This window comes from Streptomyces sp. NPDC048623 (genome assembly GCF_040650755.1).
Lineage (GTDB): Bacteria > Actinomycetota > Actinomycetes > Streptomycetales > Streptomycetaceae > Streptomyces.
Genome location: NZ_JBEZHV010000011.1, coordinates 165,429 through 180,682 on the forward strand (window position 1 = coordinate 165,429; position 15,254 = coordinate 180,682).

The following is a 15,254-nucleotide window of genomic DNA, read 5'->3' on the forward strand; positions in this document are numbered from 1 at the left end:
AGAAGAAGGCGAGGCGGGTGCGACTCGCGGCCCGCCGCAGGCAGGGCCGGCCCGAGCGGCTGCACGGCGCCCAACGGACGGCCCAGAGCAGGCGCGCCCGGCTGCGACCGCTGGACGCCCGTGCGTGGCCGGATCAACGGGCGCAGGCCCGGCGGGCCCTTGGCCCACCGGCCCGCGCGCAGCGCGCTACGGCCGGGTGGGCACTGGAGGCCGGCCGGCCGCGCCCACCGCGCCTGCCGCGCCTGCCGCGGGCCGGCCCGCGCACGGCGCGAGGCCCTCCCCCGGGCCGGCCGGAGGCCCTGGGCCGCCCCGTCTCACCCGCTATGCGTCGAGCCAGACCCACAGCGGGCCGAGCGTCTCGAAGCCCGCCGCGAGGGCCGCGTCCAGGTCGTCGCCCGACTCGTAGCCGACGACCGGGAGGCCAGGGGTGGCGTGGGCGAGGGCGCCCGTCCAGGCGTAGGAGGCGGGGAGGCCGTCCGTCGTGAAGAGGTTGGAGACGCCGGTGACACCGGCGGACTCGGTGAGGACGGCGCCGCCGAGGACGCGGCCGTCGGCGGCGTACCCCGCGAGGATCGTGGTCGTCGAGTCGGCGAGGAGGTCCGGGCGGAAAAGGGCGGCCTCGTCGGGGTCACCGTCGCTCCAGGCCAGGGACCACGCGGCGAGTTCGGCGGCGGTACGGACCGGGCGCCAGCCCTCGGCGGCCGGACGGGCCGCCGGGGCCGGGCGGTGGATCCACTGGGCGTCGAAGAGGAGGCGGAGGCCCTCGGCGGCCAGGTCGAGCCGGGCGTAGCTGTCCTTGACGGAGGCGCCGGGCGCGGCACGGTCGACGCCGGTCAGGACGTCCGCGGCGGTCGCGTCCTCGGCGAGGGTCACGGCGTCCGGGTAGTAGAGCGGCGCACGGCGCGGGCTGGTCCAGGCCCGGGGGCCGAAGGTGCCGGTCAGGCCGTGGGCGCGGCACATGACGGCGCACCAGTCGGCGTTGTTGCGGACGGCGTGGGCGAGGAGCTCGGCTTCGGTGATCGTCACCGGCGGATCGTACGGACTCCGCACCCCTCCCCTCCCCCCTTTTTTCGTTCCGAATCACGGAATATCTTTTCCGCTATGAGAATGTCCCCCGCGTCGCTCCCCCGACGCGCCCTCGCCGAGTTCACCGGCACCGCCGCGCTCGTCGCCGTGATCGTCGGCTCCGGTCTCCGCGCCGACGCCCTCAGCCAGGACATCGGGGTCCGGCTGATCGCCAACGCCGCCGCCTCCGCGATCGGCCTCGGCCTGCTCATCGCGCTCATCGGCCCGCTCTCCGGCGCCCACCTCAACCCGGTCGTCACCCTCTCCGAGTGGTGGACCAGGCGCACCCGGGACCACAGGAACGGCGGCCGCGAGGCCCTCGCCTACATCGCCGCGCAGCTCGGCGGCGCCGTGGCGGGCGCGCTGCTCGCCGAGGCGATGTTCGGCCGCGCGCCCGGCGCCGGACTCGCCACGGCCCGGCGCGCCGAGCTCCACCTCCTCCTCGGCGAGGCCGTCGCGACCGCAGGACTCGTCCTCGTCGTCCAGGGCCTGCGCCGCATCGGGCGCCCCTCGCTCGCGCCGGTCGCCGTCGCCGGGTACATCGGCGCCGCCATCTGGTTCACCTCCTCAGGCTCCTTCGCCAATCCGGCGGCCACCGTCGGCCGCGCCTTCTCCGACTCCTTCACCGGTATCGCCCCCGGCTCCGTGCCCGCCTTCGCCGCGGCCCAGCTCCTCGGGATGCTGCTCGGCATGGGCGTCTCCGTACTGCTGTACGGAACGGACCGCGCCGCGAGCGAACCGAAGCCCGCCGAATCGCGTCGGACGGAGTGACCCCTTCTTCCTGACCACGACCACCACGACCCCGGAGGTCCACCCGATGCGCGGCGTACGCCTGCCCCGCCTCCCCCGCACCACCCGGGGGCGCCGCCGCGCCGTCCAGGCCCTCATGCTCGGGGCGGTGCTCGCCCTCGCGCCCGCCACCTGGATGCGGGTCACGACCGAGGACCGGCTGCACACCACCGCCGACGTGCCCGCGCAGGACGTGGCCGTGGTGTTCGGCGCCGGACTGTGGAACGGCCGCCCCACCCCGTACCTCGCCCACCGCCTCGACACCGCCGCCGAGCTCTACCGGGCCGGCAAGGTCAAGGTCCTCCTCGTCACCGGCGACAACAGCCGCACCGAGTACGACGAGCCGAGCGCCATGCGCGCGTACCTGGCCGAGCGCGGCGTCCCGGACGACAGGGTCGTCAGCGACTACGCGGGCTTCGACACCTGGGACTCCTGCGTCCGCGCCAAGAAGATCTTCGGCGTCGACCGGGCGGTCCTGGTCACCCAGGACTTCCACATCAAGCGGGCGGTCGCGCTGTGCGGGGCGGCGGGCGTGGAGTCGTACGGCGTCGGGGTCGGCGAGCCGAAGGACGCCACCTGGTACTACGGCACCACCCGCGAGCTCGCCGCCGCCGGCAAGGCCGCGCTCGACGCGGCGCTGCGGCCCGACCCGCACTTCCTCGGCGAGCGGGAGGACGGCGTGACGAAGGCGCTGGCCGCGCCGCGTACGGACGGCTGACCGACGGGGCCTGCCTCGCCCGTACGGACGGCCGGCCTCCGGCGGCCGGTCCGGGGCCCGGGGCCCGGCGGAGGGCGGATGGCCGGCCTCCTGACGGACGGACCGACGGCCCGAGGCCCGGGCCTCGCCCGTACGGCCCGCGCCTCACCCGCCCGGCCCCGCGCCCGGGAGCGCACCGCACCCCGCCCGTAATCCGGCGCGAGCATGCCCGTAACACTCCCGACCCATCCTCGGACCATGTCCGAGGTCAGCACCGCCATCGCCGCCGTCCCCACGCACTGCCCCTACTGCGCCCTGCAGTGCGGCATGAACCTGCGGCCCACCGCCGCGGGCGCGCTGCCCGCCGAGGTGGTCGACCGGCCGGACTTCCCCGTGAACCGGGGCGCGCTGTGCGGCAAGGGCCGCACCGCGCCCGCCGTGCTCTCCTCCCGGGTCCGGCTCACCGAGCCCCTGGTCCGCTGCCCTGACACGGGGGCGCTGGAGCCCGCGACCTGGGAGGAGGCCCTGGCCGCCGTCGCCGAGGGGCTGAACAGGACCCGCGCCGACCACGGTGCCGACGCCGTGGGGGTCTTCGGCGGCGGCGGTCTCACCAACGAGAAGGCGTACGCGCTCGGCAAGTTCGCCCGCGTCGTCCTCGGCACCTCGCAGATCGACTACAACGGGCGCTTCTGCATGTCCTCCGCGGCCGCCGCCCACCAGCGGGCCTTCGGCCTCGACCGCGGGCTGCCGTTCCCCCTGGAGGACATCCCGAAGACCGGCTGCGTGATCCTCGTCGGCTCCAACCTCGCCGAGACCATGCCGCCCGCGCTGCGCTACCTCACCGAGCTGAAGGCCAACGGGGGGAAGCTGATCGTCATCGACCCGCGCCGCACCCGTACCGCCGAACAGGCCGACCTGCATCTCGCGCCGCGCCCCGGCACCGACCTGGCGCTCGCCCTCGGCATGCTGCACCTGGTCGTCGCCGAGGGGCGGGTCGACGAGGAGTTCGTGGCGGCGCGCACGGAGGGCTGGGCGGACGCGCGGGCCGGGGCGATGTCCCACTGGCCCGAGCAGGTGGAGCGGATCACCGGCGTGCCGGTGCCCCGACTGCGCGAAGCCGTACGGATGTTCACCGAGGCCGGCAGCGGCATGGTGCTCACCGCGCGCGGCCCCGAGCAGCAGTCCAAGGGCACCGACACCGTCGGCGCCTGGATCAACCTGTGCCTGGCCACCGGCAAGGCGGGCCGCCCGTACAGCGGTTACGGCTGCCTCACCGGCCAGGGCAACGGCCAGGGCGGCCGCGAGCACGGCCAGAAGGCCGACCAGCTGCCCGGCTACCGCAAGCTCGACGACCCGGCGGCCCGCGAACACGTCGCCGGGGTGTGGGGCGTCCCGCCGGAGTCACTGCCCGGCCCGGGACGGAGCGCGTACGAACTCCTCGACGCCCTCGGCCAGGACGTGAAGGCCCTCCTCCTCATGGGGTCCAACCCGGTCGTCTCCGCCCCGCGCGCCGCGCACATCGAGGACCGGATCCGCGCCCTGGACTTCCTCGCCGTCGCCGACGTCGTCCTCTCCGAGACCGCGGCGCTCGCCGATGTCGTGCTGCCCGTCACCCAGTGGGCCGAGGAGACCGGCACCACCACCAACCTGGAGGGCAGGGTGCTGCTGCGCCGCCGGGCCCTCACCCCGCCGCCGGGGGTCCGCAGCGACCTGGAGGTGCTGCACGGGCTCGCGGCGCTGCTCGGCCGGGAGAAGGGCTTCCCGGCCGACCCCGAGGAGGTCTTCGCCGAGCTGCGGCGCGCCTCGGCGGGCGGCCCTGCGGACTACTCCGGCATCAGCTACCGCCGGATCGAGGAGGAGCAGGGCGTGTACTGGCCGTGCCCGGAGAACGGGCCGGGCGAGCCGCCGCACGCGGGCACGCCCCGGCTCTTCCTCGACCGGTTCGCCACCCCGGACGGGCGGGCCCGCTTCGTGCCCGTGGTGCACCGCGCGGCGGCGGAGGAGACGGACGCCGACTACCCGGTCGTGCTGACCACCGGCCGGGTCGTCGCCCAGTACCAGTCGGGCGCCCAGACCCGGCGCGTCGACGAGCTGAACGCCGCCGCGCCCGGCCCGTTCGTGGAGCTGCACCCGCGGCTCGCCGAGCGGATCGGGGTCGCGGAGGGCGAGCCCGTCGCGGTGGTCTCGCGGCGCGGGCGGGCGGTGGCACCGGCCCGGATCACCGCCGCGATCCGCCCGGACACGGTCTTCATGCCCTTCCACTGGCCGGGCGAGGGCCGCGCGAACTCCCTGACGAATCCGGCGCTCGACCCGGTGTCGAAGATGCCCGAGTTCAAGGTGTGCGCGGTGCGTCTTGAGGCCGTCGGCGCCCTTGGGGCCGTCGGCGCCGGGGACGGCACGGCCGCCCTCGGGGAGCCCGCGGCCGCCTGACGCGTTGTACGCCGTACGCCTGACACCCTTGCGCCTGACGCCCTTGCGCCTTTGCGCCTTTGCGCCTTGCGCCCTTCGCCTTACGGGCGCCTGAACCAGTCGCCGCTCGCGATGACCGGGCCGAGGGGCGCGCCGGGGGCCGCCAGGTACACCCAGGCGGTCACGCGCGCCCCGTCCCGCGCCCGTACGACCTCGCGCGCCGCCCGCTCGTACCCGGCCGGCAGCTCCACCAGGTCCAGTACGCCGAGGAGTTCGCCGTACGCGCCGGGCGCGGCGGTCACCAGGGTGCCGGTGACCCGCCCCTCGCCGGGGACCGCGTACGGATAGCCGGGCCCGTCCCGCAGTACGGCCCCCGGCAGCTCCGCGTCCTCCTCACCGCCGGTCCGGCCGCGCAGGAAGCGGTCGTGGTTGTACGCGCCCGGGCGCAGCGTCCCGTACACGAAGAACGGCAGCTCAGGTGCCACGCCGGACGCGGGCGCGCTCACGGGGCGGCGGTCTCCTGCTCGACCCACCGCGCGTACTCGGCGCTCACCCGGGCCACCGGGGTGGCCAGGATCTCGGGCGTCTCGTAGTCGTGCGCGGCGCGCAGATGTGCCTCCAGGTCGCCGTACCGCGCGTCGGTGGTCTTGAACAGCACCTGCCACTCCTCGGCGGTCTCGACCGCCCGCTTCCAGTGGTAGACGGAGGTGACCGGCCCGACGACCTGCGCGCACGCGGCCACCCGCGCCTCGACGGCCCCGCGCGCCAGGACCTCGGCCTTGTCGCGCGCGTCGGTGGTGGTGAGAACGGTGAGGATCACCCGCCCACCGTACGGCAGGGTGCGGCGGCGGCGACGGCGCGGAGCCCCGACAGCGAACCGCCGTCCCCGTCGACGTCCCTGTGGACAAAGGGCCCGGTCACCCGTTCGGCACGGACCGTCAGCTGACGCCACGAAACCCGCCCCCACCTGCACGAACACAAGATTTCCAGCGACACGCCGCACCTGAACGGCCGCATTCTGATCCTCCATCAGCAGGCGCCTGACGCGTCCACGCATTTATCTCGGACCTACGGAAGCCCCTTTCCGTACGAACGTCCGCGCGCCACGGAGGCCCCCATGCGCCGCACCCCTGTCCCCCTCCCCCGCCCCCTGCTGACCGGCACCGCGCTGACGGTCCTCGCGCTCGGCGCGTTCGCCGCGCCCCTGGCGTACGCGAACAACGACGGACACGACAACAACAGTGACTGGCAGCACAGCAGCGGCTCGCAGACGCTGGAGATCTTCCCCTCCTCCGCCGACCCGGGCACCACCGTCACCGTCAACACCCTCGCCTGCGGCTCGCACGGGCACGGGGTGGGCGACGCGAACTCGCTCGGCGCGGGCGAGTTCCAGCTCAACCCGAGCACGCACAAGGAGGTCGTGGTCGGACAGTTCACGGTGCCGCACCACGTCACGTCGGGCACGTACGGCATCAGCGTGGCCTGCGACAACGGCAAGACGGCCCGCGGCGATCTCTTCGTCAAGCACAAGACCCCCAGCGGCCATGTGCAGACCGGTGTCGGCGGCAGCGTGGGCCCCGACACCGCCCAGGTCACGGCGGGCGTGGCGGTGCTGGCCGCGGCCGCCGTCGGCGGTACCTGGCTCCTGCGCCGCCGGGCGAGCGGCGCGCAGGGAGGCTGAACGGATACCGCCCTCGTCCTGCCCCCGCCGCGCGCCCGCTGACGGCCCGGCGGGGGCAGGACCATCCGGAAGAAAGTGGAGGCCGCCCAGGTGAGCAACCGCAGCAAGGGCTGGGGGATAGCCGTCGCCGCCTGCGTCGGGCTGTGGATGATCCACAACGGCTCGGGCGAGGTCACCCCGCCGGTGCCGTCGGCCGCGCAGGCCTTCGCCGCCGGTCCGAGCGTGCACACCGACGCCGCCGCCGACCCGCTGCCGCCCTCGTCCCCGCTCCGGCTGCGGATCCCCGAGATCGACGTCGACGCGCCCCTGACCGGCCTGGGCCTCGGCCCGGACGGCGCCCTGGAGGTGCCGCCGGCCGCCGACCGCAATCTGGCCGGCTGGTACGAGGACGGCACCCGGCCCGGCGCCAAGGGCACCGCGATCGTCGCCGGCCATGTCGACAACGCGCAGGGCCCGGCCGTCTTCTACGCGCTCGGCGCGCTGAAGAAGGGGCACCGGATCGAGGTGGACCGGCAGGACGGCCGGACCGCCGTCTTCACGATCGACGCGATCGAGGTCTACGAGAAGGACGGCTTCCCGGACGCCAAGGTGTACGGCGAGGCGGACCGGGCCGAGATCCGGGTGATCACCTGCGGCGGCGGCTTCTCGAAGAAGGCGGGCGGCTACCAGGGCAACGTGGTCGCGTTCGGCCACCTCATCGGCGTACGGCCCTGAGACCCGCCCCGACCGCCTCCCCTCACACCCACGGGTCTTACACCCACTGGTCGAAGGCGAGCTTCGCGACCAGCGAGAAGACGACCACGAGCAGCACCCCGCGGACGAACTCCGAGCCCTTCCGCAGCGCCATCCGCGCACCCAGCAGGCCACCCGCCAGGTTGAACACCGCCATGACCGCGGCGAGCAGCCACATCACATGCCCCTGGTAGGCGAACATCGCGAGCGCGCCGAGGTTCGTGCAGGCGTTGACGATCTTCGAGGTGGCGGAGGCCGTCACCAGGTCGAGGTGGAGCACGGCGGTCAGGGCGAGCACCAGGAAGGTGCCGGTGCCGGGCCCGAACAGGCCGTCGTAGAAGCCGATGCCGCCGCCGACCACGACGATCGCGGTGACGATCCGGGCGCGGGTGAGCGGGAGCCGGTCGGCCTCGTCCGCGGTACGGCTGCCGAAGGACGGGCGCAGCATCACGAACGCGGCGACGCCGAGCAGCACGATCATGATCACCGGCCGCAGCACCTCGCTGCTGATCCCGGCCGCGAAGAAGGCGCCGCCCATCGACCCGGCGAGGGCGGCGAGCCCGATCCGTACCGCCATGCCGACCTTCACCGGCGTCCTGCGGAGATAGGTGAGGGCTGCGCCGGAGGTGCCCACGATCGACACGGCCTTGTTGGTGCCGAGGATCTGCGCGGCCGGCACGTGCGGCAGGCCGAGCAGCAGCGCGGGCAGCTGCAGCAGCCCGCCGCCCCCGACCACGGCGTCGATCCAGCCGGCGGCCAGCGCCGCGAGGCAGAGCAGGACGAGTGTGGTCAGGGATATGTCAGGAGGCACGGGCGCGATCCTATGCGCCCGATAGGTGTGTCGGCCATCGATCCCTGGCCACGTGAGCCGGACCGGAGCCCGTGGCGGCCACGTCGGGGGTTCCGGCTCGTATACGTGCCCCCTGCCGCCTCACAGCGCCCCGCCCCCGCCGTGAGATCAGCGTTCCGTACGGGAAACAGCCGGGAACCCGCCGGGTAACACCCGCCCCGCACGCTTCCGGGTATGAGTACACGGATCGTGGTGGTCGGGGGCGGAACGGCGGGCGCCCGGCTCGCCCAGCGCCTGCCGGTCACCCTGCTCGGCGAGGAGTCGCACGCGCCGTACAACCGGCTGCTGCTCGCGGACGTCCTCGCCGGGCGGTACGGCCCCGAGGTCATCGCCCTGCCCGCGGCGCGGGAGCCGGCCCGGCTCGGCACGCGGGCGGTGCGGATCGACCGCGCGGCCCGCACGGTCGAGTGCGCGGACGGCTCGCTCGTCCCGTACGACCGGCTGGTCCTCGCGACCGGCGCGGCCCCCGTACTGCCGCCGCTGCGCGGACTGCGCGGGGCCCGGCTGCCCTCCGGGGTGCATCCGTTCCGCACGCTCGACGACTGTCTGGCGCTGCGCGAGCGGGTCCGGCCGGGGGTGCGGGCGGTCGTGGTCGGCGGCGGGCTCCTCGGCGTCTCGGCGGCCCGGGCGCTCGCGGCGGGCGGCGCGGAGGTGATGCTCACCCAGCAGGGCGAGCGCCTGATGGAACGCCAGCTCGACGACGAGGCCTCCGCCCTGCTCCACACCCACCTCACCGAACTCGGCGTCGAGGTGCACACCGAGTGCCGCGTCAGCGGTCTTCGGCAGCGGGACGGCGCGGTCACCGCGGTCGAACTCGCCGACGGCTTCGTCCTCGACGCGCAGATCGTGGTCCTGGCGTGCGGGGTACGCCCCCGCGTGGCCCTGGCCCGCGAGGCGGGCCTCGACGTCCGCACGGGCGTCGTGATCGACGACGAACTGCGCACCTCCGACCCGTCCATCCACGCGATCGGCGACTGCGCGGAACACGCCGGCCGCGTCTACGGCCTCGCGGGCCCGGCCCTGGACCAGGCGGACGTCCTGGCGGAGCTGCTGGCCGCGGAGGCGGCGGCCCTCGCCGTGGGCGGCGCCTCCGGGCCCGACACCGAAGCCGCCCCGTGTGGGCAATCGTCCCGCAGGGCGTGGGGGTCCCCCCAGGGCGAAGCCCTAGGGGGAGGGTGGGCCACACGGGACGGCGCCCTGGGCGGCGCCTCCGCCCCCCGCACCGACCCGCACCACGAGGCCGCTGCGCCCGCGCCGCAGGCCCCGGCCTCCGGGCCCAGGCCCGAACCGGCGGCCCCGGGCGCCGGCACGGAGCCCGCCCCGGCGGCCTCGGGCTCCACCCCGGAGCCCACCCCGGCGGAGCCGGGCACGCGCCCCCTCCCCCGTTACACCGGCACCCGCGCCCTCACCCGGCTCACCCTCGGCGGCGCCCAGCCGCTCGATCTCGCCGCGTTCGGCGAGGCCACCCCGCTGCCCGGCGACGACGTCGTACGGCTCACCGACGCGACCCGCGGGGCCTACCGGAAGGTCGTCGTCCGTGGCGACCGGCTCGTGGGCGGGGTCCTGCTCGGCGACCTGGGGGCCGTCGGGACGCTCGCCCGGGCCTGGGAGGGCGACGAGGCCCTGCCCGACGCCCCCCTGCTGCACCTGCTCACCCACGACGGAGGCTCCTCATGACGACCCCGACCACCCCGACCACCCCCACCATCGTCCTGGTCGGCCACGGCATGGTCGGCCAGCGGTTCCTGGAGGCGCTCGCGGAGCAGGGCGTCACCGCGCGGGCCCGGGTCGTGGTGCTCTGCGAGGAGCCCCGCCCCGCCTACGACCGCGTCCAGCTGACCTCGTACTTCTCCGGCCGCACCCCCGACGAGCTGTCCCTGCTCCCCGAGGGCTTCCTCGCCGAGCACGGCATCGAGCTGCACACCGACGAGCCCGTCACCGCCGTGGACCGCGCCGCCCGCACGGTCACCACCGGCTCCGGGCGGGTCGTCGCGTACGACACGCTCGTCCTGGCCACCGGCTCGTACCCCTTCGTGCCGCCCGTGCCCGGCAAGGACGCCCGCGGCTGCTTCGTCTACCGCACGATCGAGGACCTCCTCGCCATCGAGGAGTACGCGAAGGGGCGGACGACCGGCGCGGTGGTCGGCGGCGGCCTGCTCGGCCTGGAGGCGGCCGGCGCGCTCAAGGGCCTCGGGCTCGACACCCACATCGTGGAGTTCGCGCCGCGCCTGATGCCGGTGCAGGTCGACGAGGGCGGCGGCGCGGCGCTGCTGCGCACCATCGAGCAGATGGGCCTGACCGTCCACACCGGGACCGGCACCCAGGAGGTCGTCACCGAGGACGGCGCGGTCACGGCCATGCGCCTGTCGGACGGCTCCGAACTCGCCACCGAGATGGTGGTGTTCTCGGCGGGCGTCCGCCCCCGCGACCAGCTCGCCCGGGACTGCGGCCTGGACGTCGGCGAGCGCGGCGGCATCGCCGTGGACGAGCTGTGCCGGACCTCCGACCCCGCCGTGTTCGCGATCGGCGAGTGCGCGCTCGCGTCCGACGGGCGGGTGTACGGCCTGGTCGCACCCGGCTACGAGATGGCGCTGACCGCGGCCGCGACGATCGCCGAGGAGAGCACCAAGGGCTTCACCGGCGCCGATCTGTCGACCAAGCTGAAGCTGCTCGGCGTGGACGTGGCCTCGTTCGGCGACGCGCACGGCACCGCCGAGGGCTGCCTGGACGTGGTCTACTCCGACTCGCGCTCCGGGATCTACAAGAAGCTCGTGGTGGACGGCGAGGGCGTGCTGCTCGGCGGCGTCCTGGTCGGCGACGCCGAGGCGTACGGCATGCTGCGCCCGCTCACCGGCTCGAAGCCGCCGGTCTCCCCCGAGCAGCTCGTCCTCCCCGCGGGCGTCGGCGCGCCGGTCGCGCTCGGCCCCTCCGCGCTCCCCGACGACGCCGTCATCTGCTCCTGCCACAACGTCACCAAGCACACGATCAGCCAGTGCACGACCCTCCCCGAGGTGAAGAAGTGCACCAAGGCCGGTACGGGCTGCGGCAGTTGCGTGAAGGTGATCGAGAAGCTGCTGCCGGCCGCCGCCGACAAAGGGCTCTGCGGCTGCTTCTCGTACACCCGCAGCGAGCTCTACGAGATCGCCCGCACTCTGCGCGTGACCTCCTTCGCCGCGCTGCTCGACTCGCACGGGCGGGAGGAGGCGAAGGGCGGCGAGGGCTGCGAGGTGTGCAAGCCGACCGTCGGCTCCATCCTGGCCTCGCTCGCCCCGACGATCGGCGTGGGCGGATACATCCTGGACGGCGAGCAGGCCGCGCTCCAGGACACCAACGACCACTTCCTCGCCAACATGCAGCGCAACGGCTCCTATTCGGTCGTGCCGCGCATTCCCGGCGGCGAGATCACGCCCGAGAAGCTGATCGTGATCGGCGAGGTGGCCCGCGACTTCGGCCTCTACACGAAGATCACCGGCGGCCAGCGGATCGACCTCTTCGGCGCCCGGGTCGACCAGCTGCCCTCGATCTGGACCCGGCTCGTCGACGCCGGTTTCGAGTCGGGGCACGCGTACGGCAAGGCGCTGCGCACGGTGAAGTCCTGTGTGGGGCAGACCTGGTGCCGGTACGGCGTGCAGGACTCGGTGAAGATGGCGATCCTGCTCGAACTGCGCTACCGGGGCCTGCGGGCGCCGCACAAGCTCAAGTCGGCGGTCTCGGGCTGTGCCCGCGAGTGCGCGGAGGCCCAGTCGAAGGACTTCGGGATCATCGCGACCGCGAGCGGCTGGAACCTGTACGTGGGCGGCAACGGCGGCGCGACCCCGCGCCACGCGGATCTGCTCGCCCAGGACCTGTCGGACGCCGAACTGATCCGGCTGATCGACCGGTTCCTGATGTTCTACATCCGCACCGCGGACCGCCTGGAGCGCACGTCGGTGTGGCTGGAGCGCCTGGAGGGCGGCCTCGACCACCTCAAGGACGTCGTCGTGCACGACTCGCTCGGCCTGTGCGAGGAGCTGGAGGCGCTGATGGCGGCGCATGTCGCCGGCTACCAGGACGAGTGGGCGCAGACCCTGGACGACCCGGAGCGGCTGCGGCGCTTCGTCTCCTTCGTGAACGCGCCGGAGACGCCGGACCCGACGGTGAAGTTCGTGCCGGAGCGCGACCAGATCAAGCCGGACCTGACCATCCTGACGATCGGCACCCTGGAAGGAGCCACCTCCCGATGACGACGATGACGACGACGGCGACGACAGCGACGACGGCGATCCTCGAACTCTCCCCCGACGCGGAGACCTGGATGACGGTCTGCGAGGAGGCCCGGCTGACCCCGGGCCGGGGCATGGCGGCGCTGCTGCCGGACGGCCGGCAGGCCGCGGTCTTCCGGGACCGCGCGGGCCGGACGTACGCGATCGACAACCGCGATCCCTTCACGGGCGCCCAGGTGCTCTCCCGCGGCCTGATCGGCTCGGCGGGCGGGCGGGCCTTCGTGGCCTCGCCGCTCCTGAAGCAGCGCTTCGACCTGGAGACGGGCCGGTGCCTGGACGACGACGAGGTGGCGGTGGCGGTGTATCCGGTACGGACGACCTGACCGTACGGCGAGCCTGGCCGCACGTACGAACCTGACCGTACGGCGGGCCTGACCGTACGGCCGGGGCGGGCGCGGCTTCGGGCGGAGGTCGCTCCGCCCGGCCGGCCCGCCGCTCCGTACCGTGTTCCGGTTCAGCCCTGGACGGCCGCCGGGTCCATCCACACGACCTCCCAGTGGTGCCCGTCGAGGTCGGAGAACGAGCGCCCGTACATGAAGCCCATGTCGATCGGCTGCTGCGCCGGGCTGCCGCCCGCCGCGAGGGCCTTGTCCGCCAGCTCGTCGACCTTCTCGCGGCTCTCGGCGCTCAGCGCGCACATCACCTCGGTCGCCTTCGTCGCGTCGGAGATCACCTTGCCCGGCGCGGCGAAGCCGAGGAACTTCTCCTCGGTCAGCAGCATCGCGAAGATCGTGTCGCTGATGACCACGCAGGCGGCGGTCTCGTCGGTGAACTGCGGGTTGATGGTGTAGCCGAGCTGCTCGTAGAAGGCCTTGCTCGCGTCCAGGTCCTTCACCGGCAGGTTCACGAAGATCATCTGCGGGGCCATGGTGTCCACTCTCTTCTTCCGTCGGAGCCGTGTCGGCGCTTTCGAGAGTGAAGACCGGCGGGCCCGGCGGAACTCATCGCCCCGCCGACACTTTTCCCGGGAATCCTTTCCGCTCAGCCGGCCGAGCGCAGCGTGAGCGCCGCCAGCGGGACGAACCCGCCGCTGCCGCCGACCCTCGCCGGCGCGTCGGTGGAGGCGCCGCACCGGTCGAGCCGCTTCAGCATCGCGACCGCGATCCGCTCGCCCTGCGCCTTGGCGCGCTCGGCCAGCGGCCCCGCGTGCCGCCCGTCGATCGTGGCCCGCCACAGCTGCACCCAGCGCCCGAAGTGGGCGGCGGTCAGCGGCCGCACGGAGTGCAGGGCGGCGTGCGGCCCGAAGGCGTCGCGCCGGTACTCGGCGCTGCGGAACAGGGCCCGCTCCCAGAAGTCCGCGATCCTCGGCAGATGCGCGTCGAGGTCGGTGCCGGCGATCTCGGTGAAGAAGGGGCCGATGAGCGGGTCGGCGAAGGCCGCCTCGTAGAAGCGGCGCAGCAGCACGTCGAGATCGGCGCGGGAGCCGATGTCACGGAGGTCGCGGAGGTCATGGGTGGCGGCCATACGTCGAGGGTCGCCGACCGGACCGGCCCGGGGCCAGTGCCGAAGGTCCCGGCCGGGCTCAGCAGGCGGGCGCTCAGATCGTCCAGCGGCGGACGGTGTCCGTCTCCCCGTCATGCGTGAGCCAGGTGCCGTCGCCGAGCGGGCGGACCTCGCCGTGGTCGGTGCCGTCGGGGTACGCGATCCGCCCGCGGATCTCCAGGGTGCGGGCGTCCAGCAGCCAGGTGCCGCACTCCTCGGGCTCGTCGGCGGTCTCGACGCCGGTGGTCGCGAGCACCCTGTCGCCGTCCAGGAAGCCGCAGGCCCAGTCCCACTGCGGGTACTCCTCGTCCGGGGCCGGGGGCGCGTCGGCCTCGGCGAGGACCGTCCCGTCGAGGGCGTGCAGCTGGAGGTCGTTCCCGTAGTGCTCGACGGTGAGGAAGCCGGGGTGGGCGGGGTGGACGTCGATCAGGATGCGGTCGAGCCCGTCGTTGAGCTCCTGGTGGACGGTGAGCTCCGCGCCGTCCCAGCGGCCCCAGAACACCAGGACGCCGTCCTGCCCCATGCCGACGGACAGGCCCATGTGGACCCCGTCGGGGTGGGAGAGGTGGCCGGAGCCGGAGGCGACGGTGTCCAGCGGCAGCCGGGCCAGCTCGCGGCCGTCGCGCGCGTCGAGGACGACCCAGATCTCGTCGTACTCCCCCGGGGTCACGACATGCGCCCAGACCAGCCGTCCGTCGTCGGAGACCCGGCAGGAGCCCGACTCGATGCCGGGGCAGATCTGCAGCTCGTCGCCGGTGTGCGGGTGGTCGACCAGCTGGTCCCAGCAGCCGTGCTCGTACACCCAGCGGGTCGAGCCGTCGGCGTCCACCGCGCGTACGGACCGCTGGCCGGAGAAGACGGCGAAGGAGCGGTCCGGGCTCACCGAGTGGACGCCCCCGGACCAGCCGGGCCAGGGCAGCGGGAAGCGGGCGGCCGGCTTCCGCTCGCCGGCGAGCAGGTCGGTGAGCTCGTGGACGGCGAGTTCGGTCTCGCCGGTGAGCAGGGCGCGGGAGGAGCCGCCCGCGCGGTTCTCGAAGGCGTACGGGTTGACCAGGGCCGAACCGCCGGGGAACGGGTGCGCGTCGAGCGGGCGTGCGACGAAGTCCATGGCCGGAACCTACCGGCCGCCACCGCCGGACAGGCCCTAGCCCCCAGTCCGCCGTCGACGGACCCCACCGCACCGCCCTCGGTGGCCCCCGCCCGCACCCACCCGCACCCGCCCGCTCCCTCCCGGCGCCACCTACCTGGCCCCGCCCCGCACCCGACTCCTCCGCGTCACCGCCCGTT

15 protein-coding genes are annotated in these 15,254 nt (G+C 74.5%); 8 read left to right on the forward strand and 7 right to left on the reverse strand.

Annotated elements, in window-relative coordinates; translation table 11 throughout:
- Positions 1 to 321 precede the first annotated feature (321 nt).
- The gene (locus AB0C73_RS18410) at positions 322 to 1,026 is read right to left on the reverse strand and encodes a hypothetical protein (protein WP_362530833.1); all 705 of its coding nucleotides are present in this window, start codon (positions 1,024 to 1,026) and stop codon (positions 322 to 324) included.
- Between the two features lie 75 nt (positions 1,027 to 1,101).
- Here AB0C73_RS18410 and AB0C73_RS18415 point away from each other — a divergent pair, with 75 nt between their 5' ends.
- The 3 genes from AB0C73_RS18415 to AB0C73_RS18425 all read left to right on the forward strand — a co-directional run bounded on the left by AB0C73_RS18415 (position 1,102) and on the right by AB0C73_RS18425 (position 4,981).
- Positions 1,102 to 1,836, forward strand: coding sequence for an aquaporin (locus tag AB0C73_RS18415; protein WP_362530835.1), 735 nt, complete (start codon positions 1,102 to 1,104; stop codon positions 1,834 to 1,836).
- Between the two features lie 46 nt (positions 1,837 to 1,882).
- Positions 1,883 to 2,572, forward strand: a complete 690-nt coding sequence (locus AB0C73_RS18420; protein ID WP_362530838.1) for an ElyC/SanA/YdcF family protein — start codon at positions 1,883 to 1,885, stop codon at positions 2,570 to 2,572.
- Between the two features lie 237 nt (positions 2,573 to 2,809).
- Positions 2,810 to 4,981, forward strand: coding sequence for a molybdopterin oxidoreductase family protein (locus tag AB0C73_RS18425; RefSeq protein ID WP_362530841.1), 2,172 nt, complete (start codon positions 2,810 to 2,812; stop codon positions 4,979 to 4,981).
- An 80-nt stretch (positions 4,982 to 5,061) separates the two neighbouring features.
- Here AB0C73_RS18425 and AB0C73_RS18430 read toward each other — a convergent pair whose 3' ends face one another.
- Both AB0C73_RS18430 and cutA read right to left on the reverse strand, forming a co-directional pair.
- Entirely contained in the window at positions 5,062 to 5,466 is a 405-nt protein-coding gene (locus AB0C73_RS18430) for a gamma-glutamylcyclotransferase family protein (protein WP_362530844.1), read from the reverse strand.
- Entirely contained in the window at positions 5,463 to 5,780 is a 318-nt protein-coding gene (gene cutA / locus AB0C73_RS18435) for a divalent-cation tolerance protein CutA (protein WP_362530847.1), read from the reverse strand. Before cutA ends, AB0C73_RS18430 begins: the two co-directional genes overlap by 4 nt.
- Positions 5,781 to 6,077: 297 nt before the next feature.
- Between cutA and AB0C73_RS18440 the strand changes: the two genes are divergently transcribed.
- Together AB0C73_RS18440 and AB0C73_RS18445 are read left to right on the forward strand one after the other, a co-directional pair.
- Positions 6,078 to 6,641: a hypothetical protein gene (locus AB0C73_RS18440; protein ID WP_362530850.1), complete on the forward strand. Its 564-nt coding sequence runs from the start codon at positions 6,078 to 6,080 to the stop codon at positions 6,639 to 6,641.
- A 90-nt stretch (positions 6,642 to 6,731) separates the two neighbouring features.
- Positions 6,732 to 7,355: a class F sortase gene (locus tag AB0C73_RS18445; RefSeq protein ID WP_362530852.1), complete on the forward strand. Its 624-nt coding sequence runs from the start codon at positions 6,732 to 6,734 to the stop codon at positions 7,353 to 7,355.
- A gap of 37 nt (positions 7,356 to 7,392) precedes the next feature.
- Here the strand turns inward: AB0C73_RS18445 and AB0C73_RS18450 are convergent, their stop codons facing one another.
- Entirely contained in the window at positions 7,393 to 8,184 is a 792-nt protein-coding gene (locus tag AB0C73_RS18450; RefSeq protein ID WP_362530855.1) for a TSUP family transporter, read from the reverse strand.
- A gap of 213 nt (positions 8,185 to 8,397) precedes the next feature.
- On the opposite strand from AB0C73_RS18450, the gene AB0C73_RS18455 reads away from it, so the two are divergent.
- Genes AB0C73_RS18455 through nirD form a run of 3 tightly spaced genes read left to right on the forward strand, consistent with a single transcriptional unit; the run spans position 8,398 to position 12,808 of the window.
- Positions 8,398 to 9,900 (forward strand): FAD-dependent oxidoreductase, encoded by a 1,503-nt coding sequence (locus AB0C73_RS18455; protein WP_362530858.1) that lies wholly within the window; start codon positions 8,398 to 8,400, stop codon positions 9,898 to 9,900.
- Positions 9,897 to 12,446, forward strand: coding sequence for a nitrite reductase large subunit NirB (gene nirB / locus AB0C73_RS18460; RefSeq protein WP_362530861.1), 2,550 nt, complete (start codon positions 9,897 to 9,899; stop codon positions 12,444 to 12,446). Before AB0C73_RS18455 ends, nirB begins: the two co-directional genes overlap by 4 nt.
- Positions 12,443 to 12,808: a nitrite reductase small subunit NirD gene (gene nirD / locus AB0C73_RS18465; protein WP_362530863.1), complete on the forward strand. Its 366-nt coding sequence runs from the start codon at positions 12,443 to 12,445 to the stop codon at positions 12,806 to 12,808. Before nirB ends, nirD begins: the two co-directional genes overlap by 4 nt.
- Before the next feature lie 131 nt (positions 12,809 to 12,939).
- On the opposite strand, the gene AB0C73_RS18470 is transcribed toward nirD, so the two are convergent.
- The 3 genes from AB0C73_RS18470 to AB0C73_RS18480 form a co-directional block, all read right to left on the reverse strand.
- The gene (locus tag AB0C73_RS18470; RefSeq protein WP_362530865.1) at positions 12,940 to 13,353 is read right to left on the reverse strand and encodes a VOC family protein; all 414 of its coding nucleotides are present in this window, start codon (positions 13,351 to 13,353) and stop codon (positions 12,940 to 12,942) included.
- 113 nt (positions 13,354 to 13,466) lie between these two features.
- The gene (locus tag AB0C73_RS18475; protein ID WP_362530867.1) at positions 13,467 to 13,949 is read right to left on the reverse strand and encodes a group III truncated hemoglobin; all 483 of its coding nucleotides are present in this window, start codon (positions 13,947 to 13,949) and stop codon (positions 13,467 to 13,469) included.
- A gap of 73 nt (positions 13,950 to 14,022) precedes the next feature.
- On the reverse strand, positions 14,023 to 15,075 hold the full coding sequence (locus AB0C73_RS18480) for a hypothetical protein (RefSeq protein ID WP_362530870.1): 1,053 nt from the start codon (positions 15,073 to 15,075) through the stop codon (positions 14,023 to 14,025).
- Positions 15,076 to 15,254: the final 179 nt, after the last annotated feature.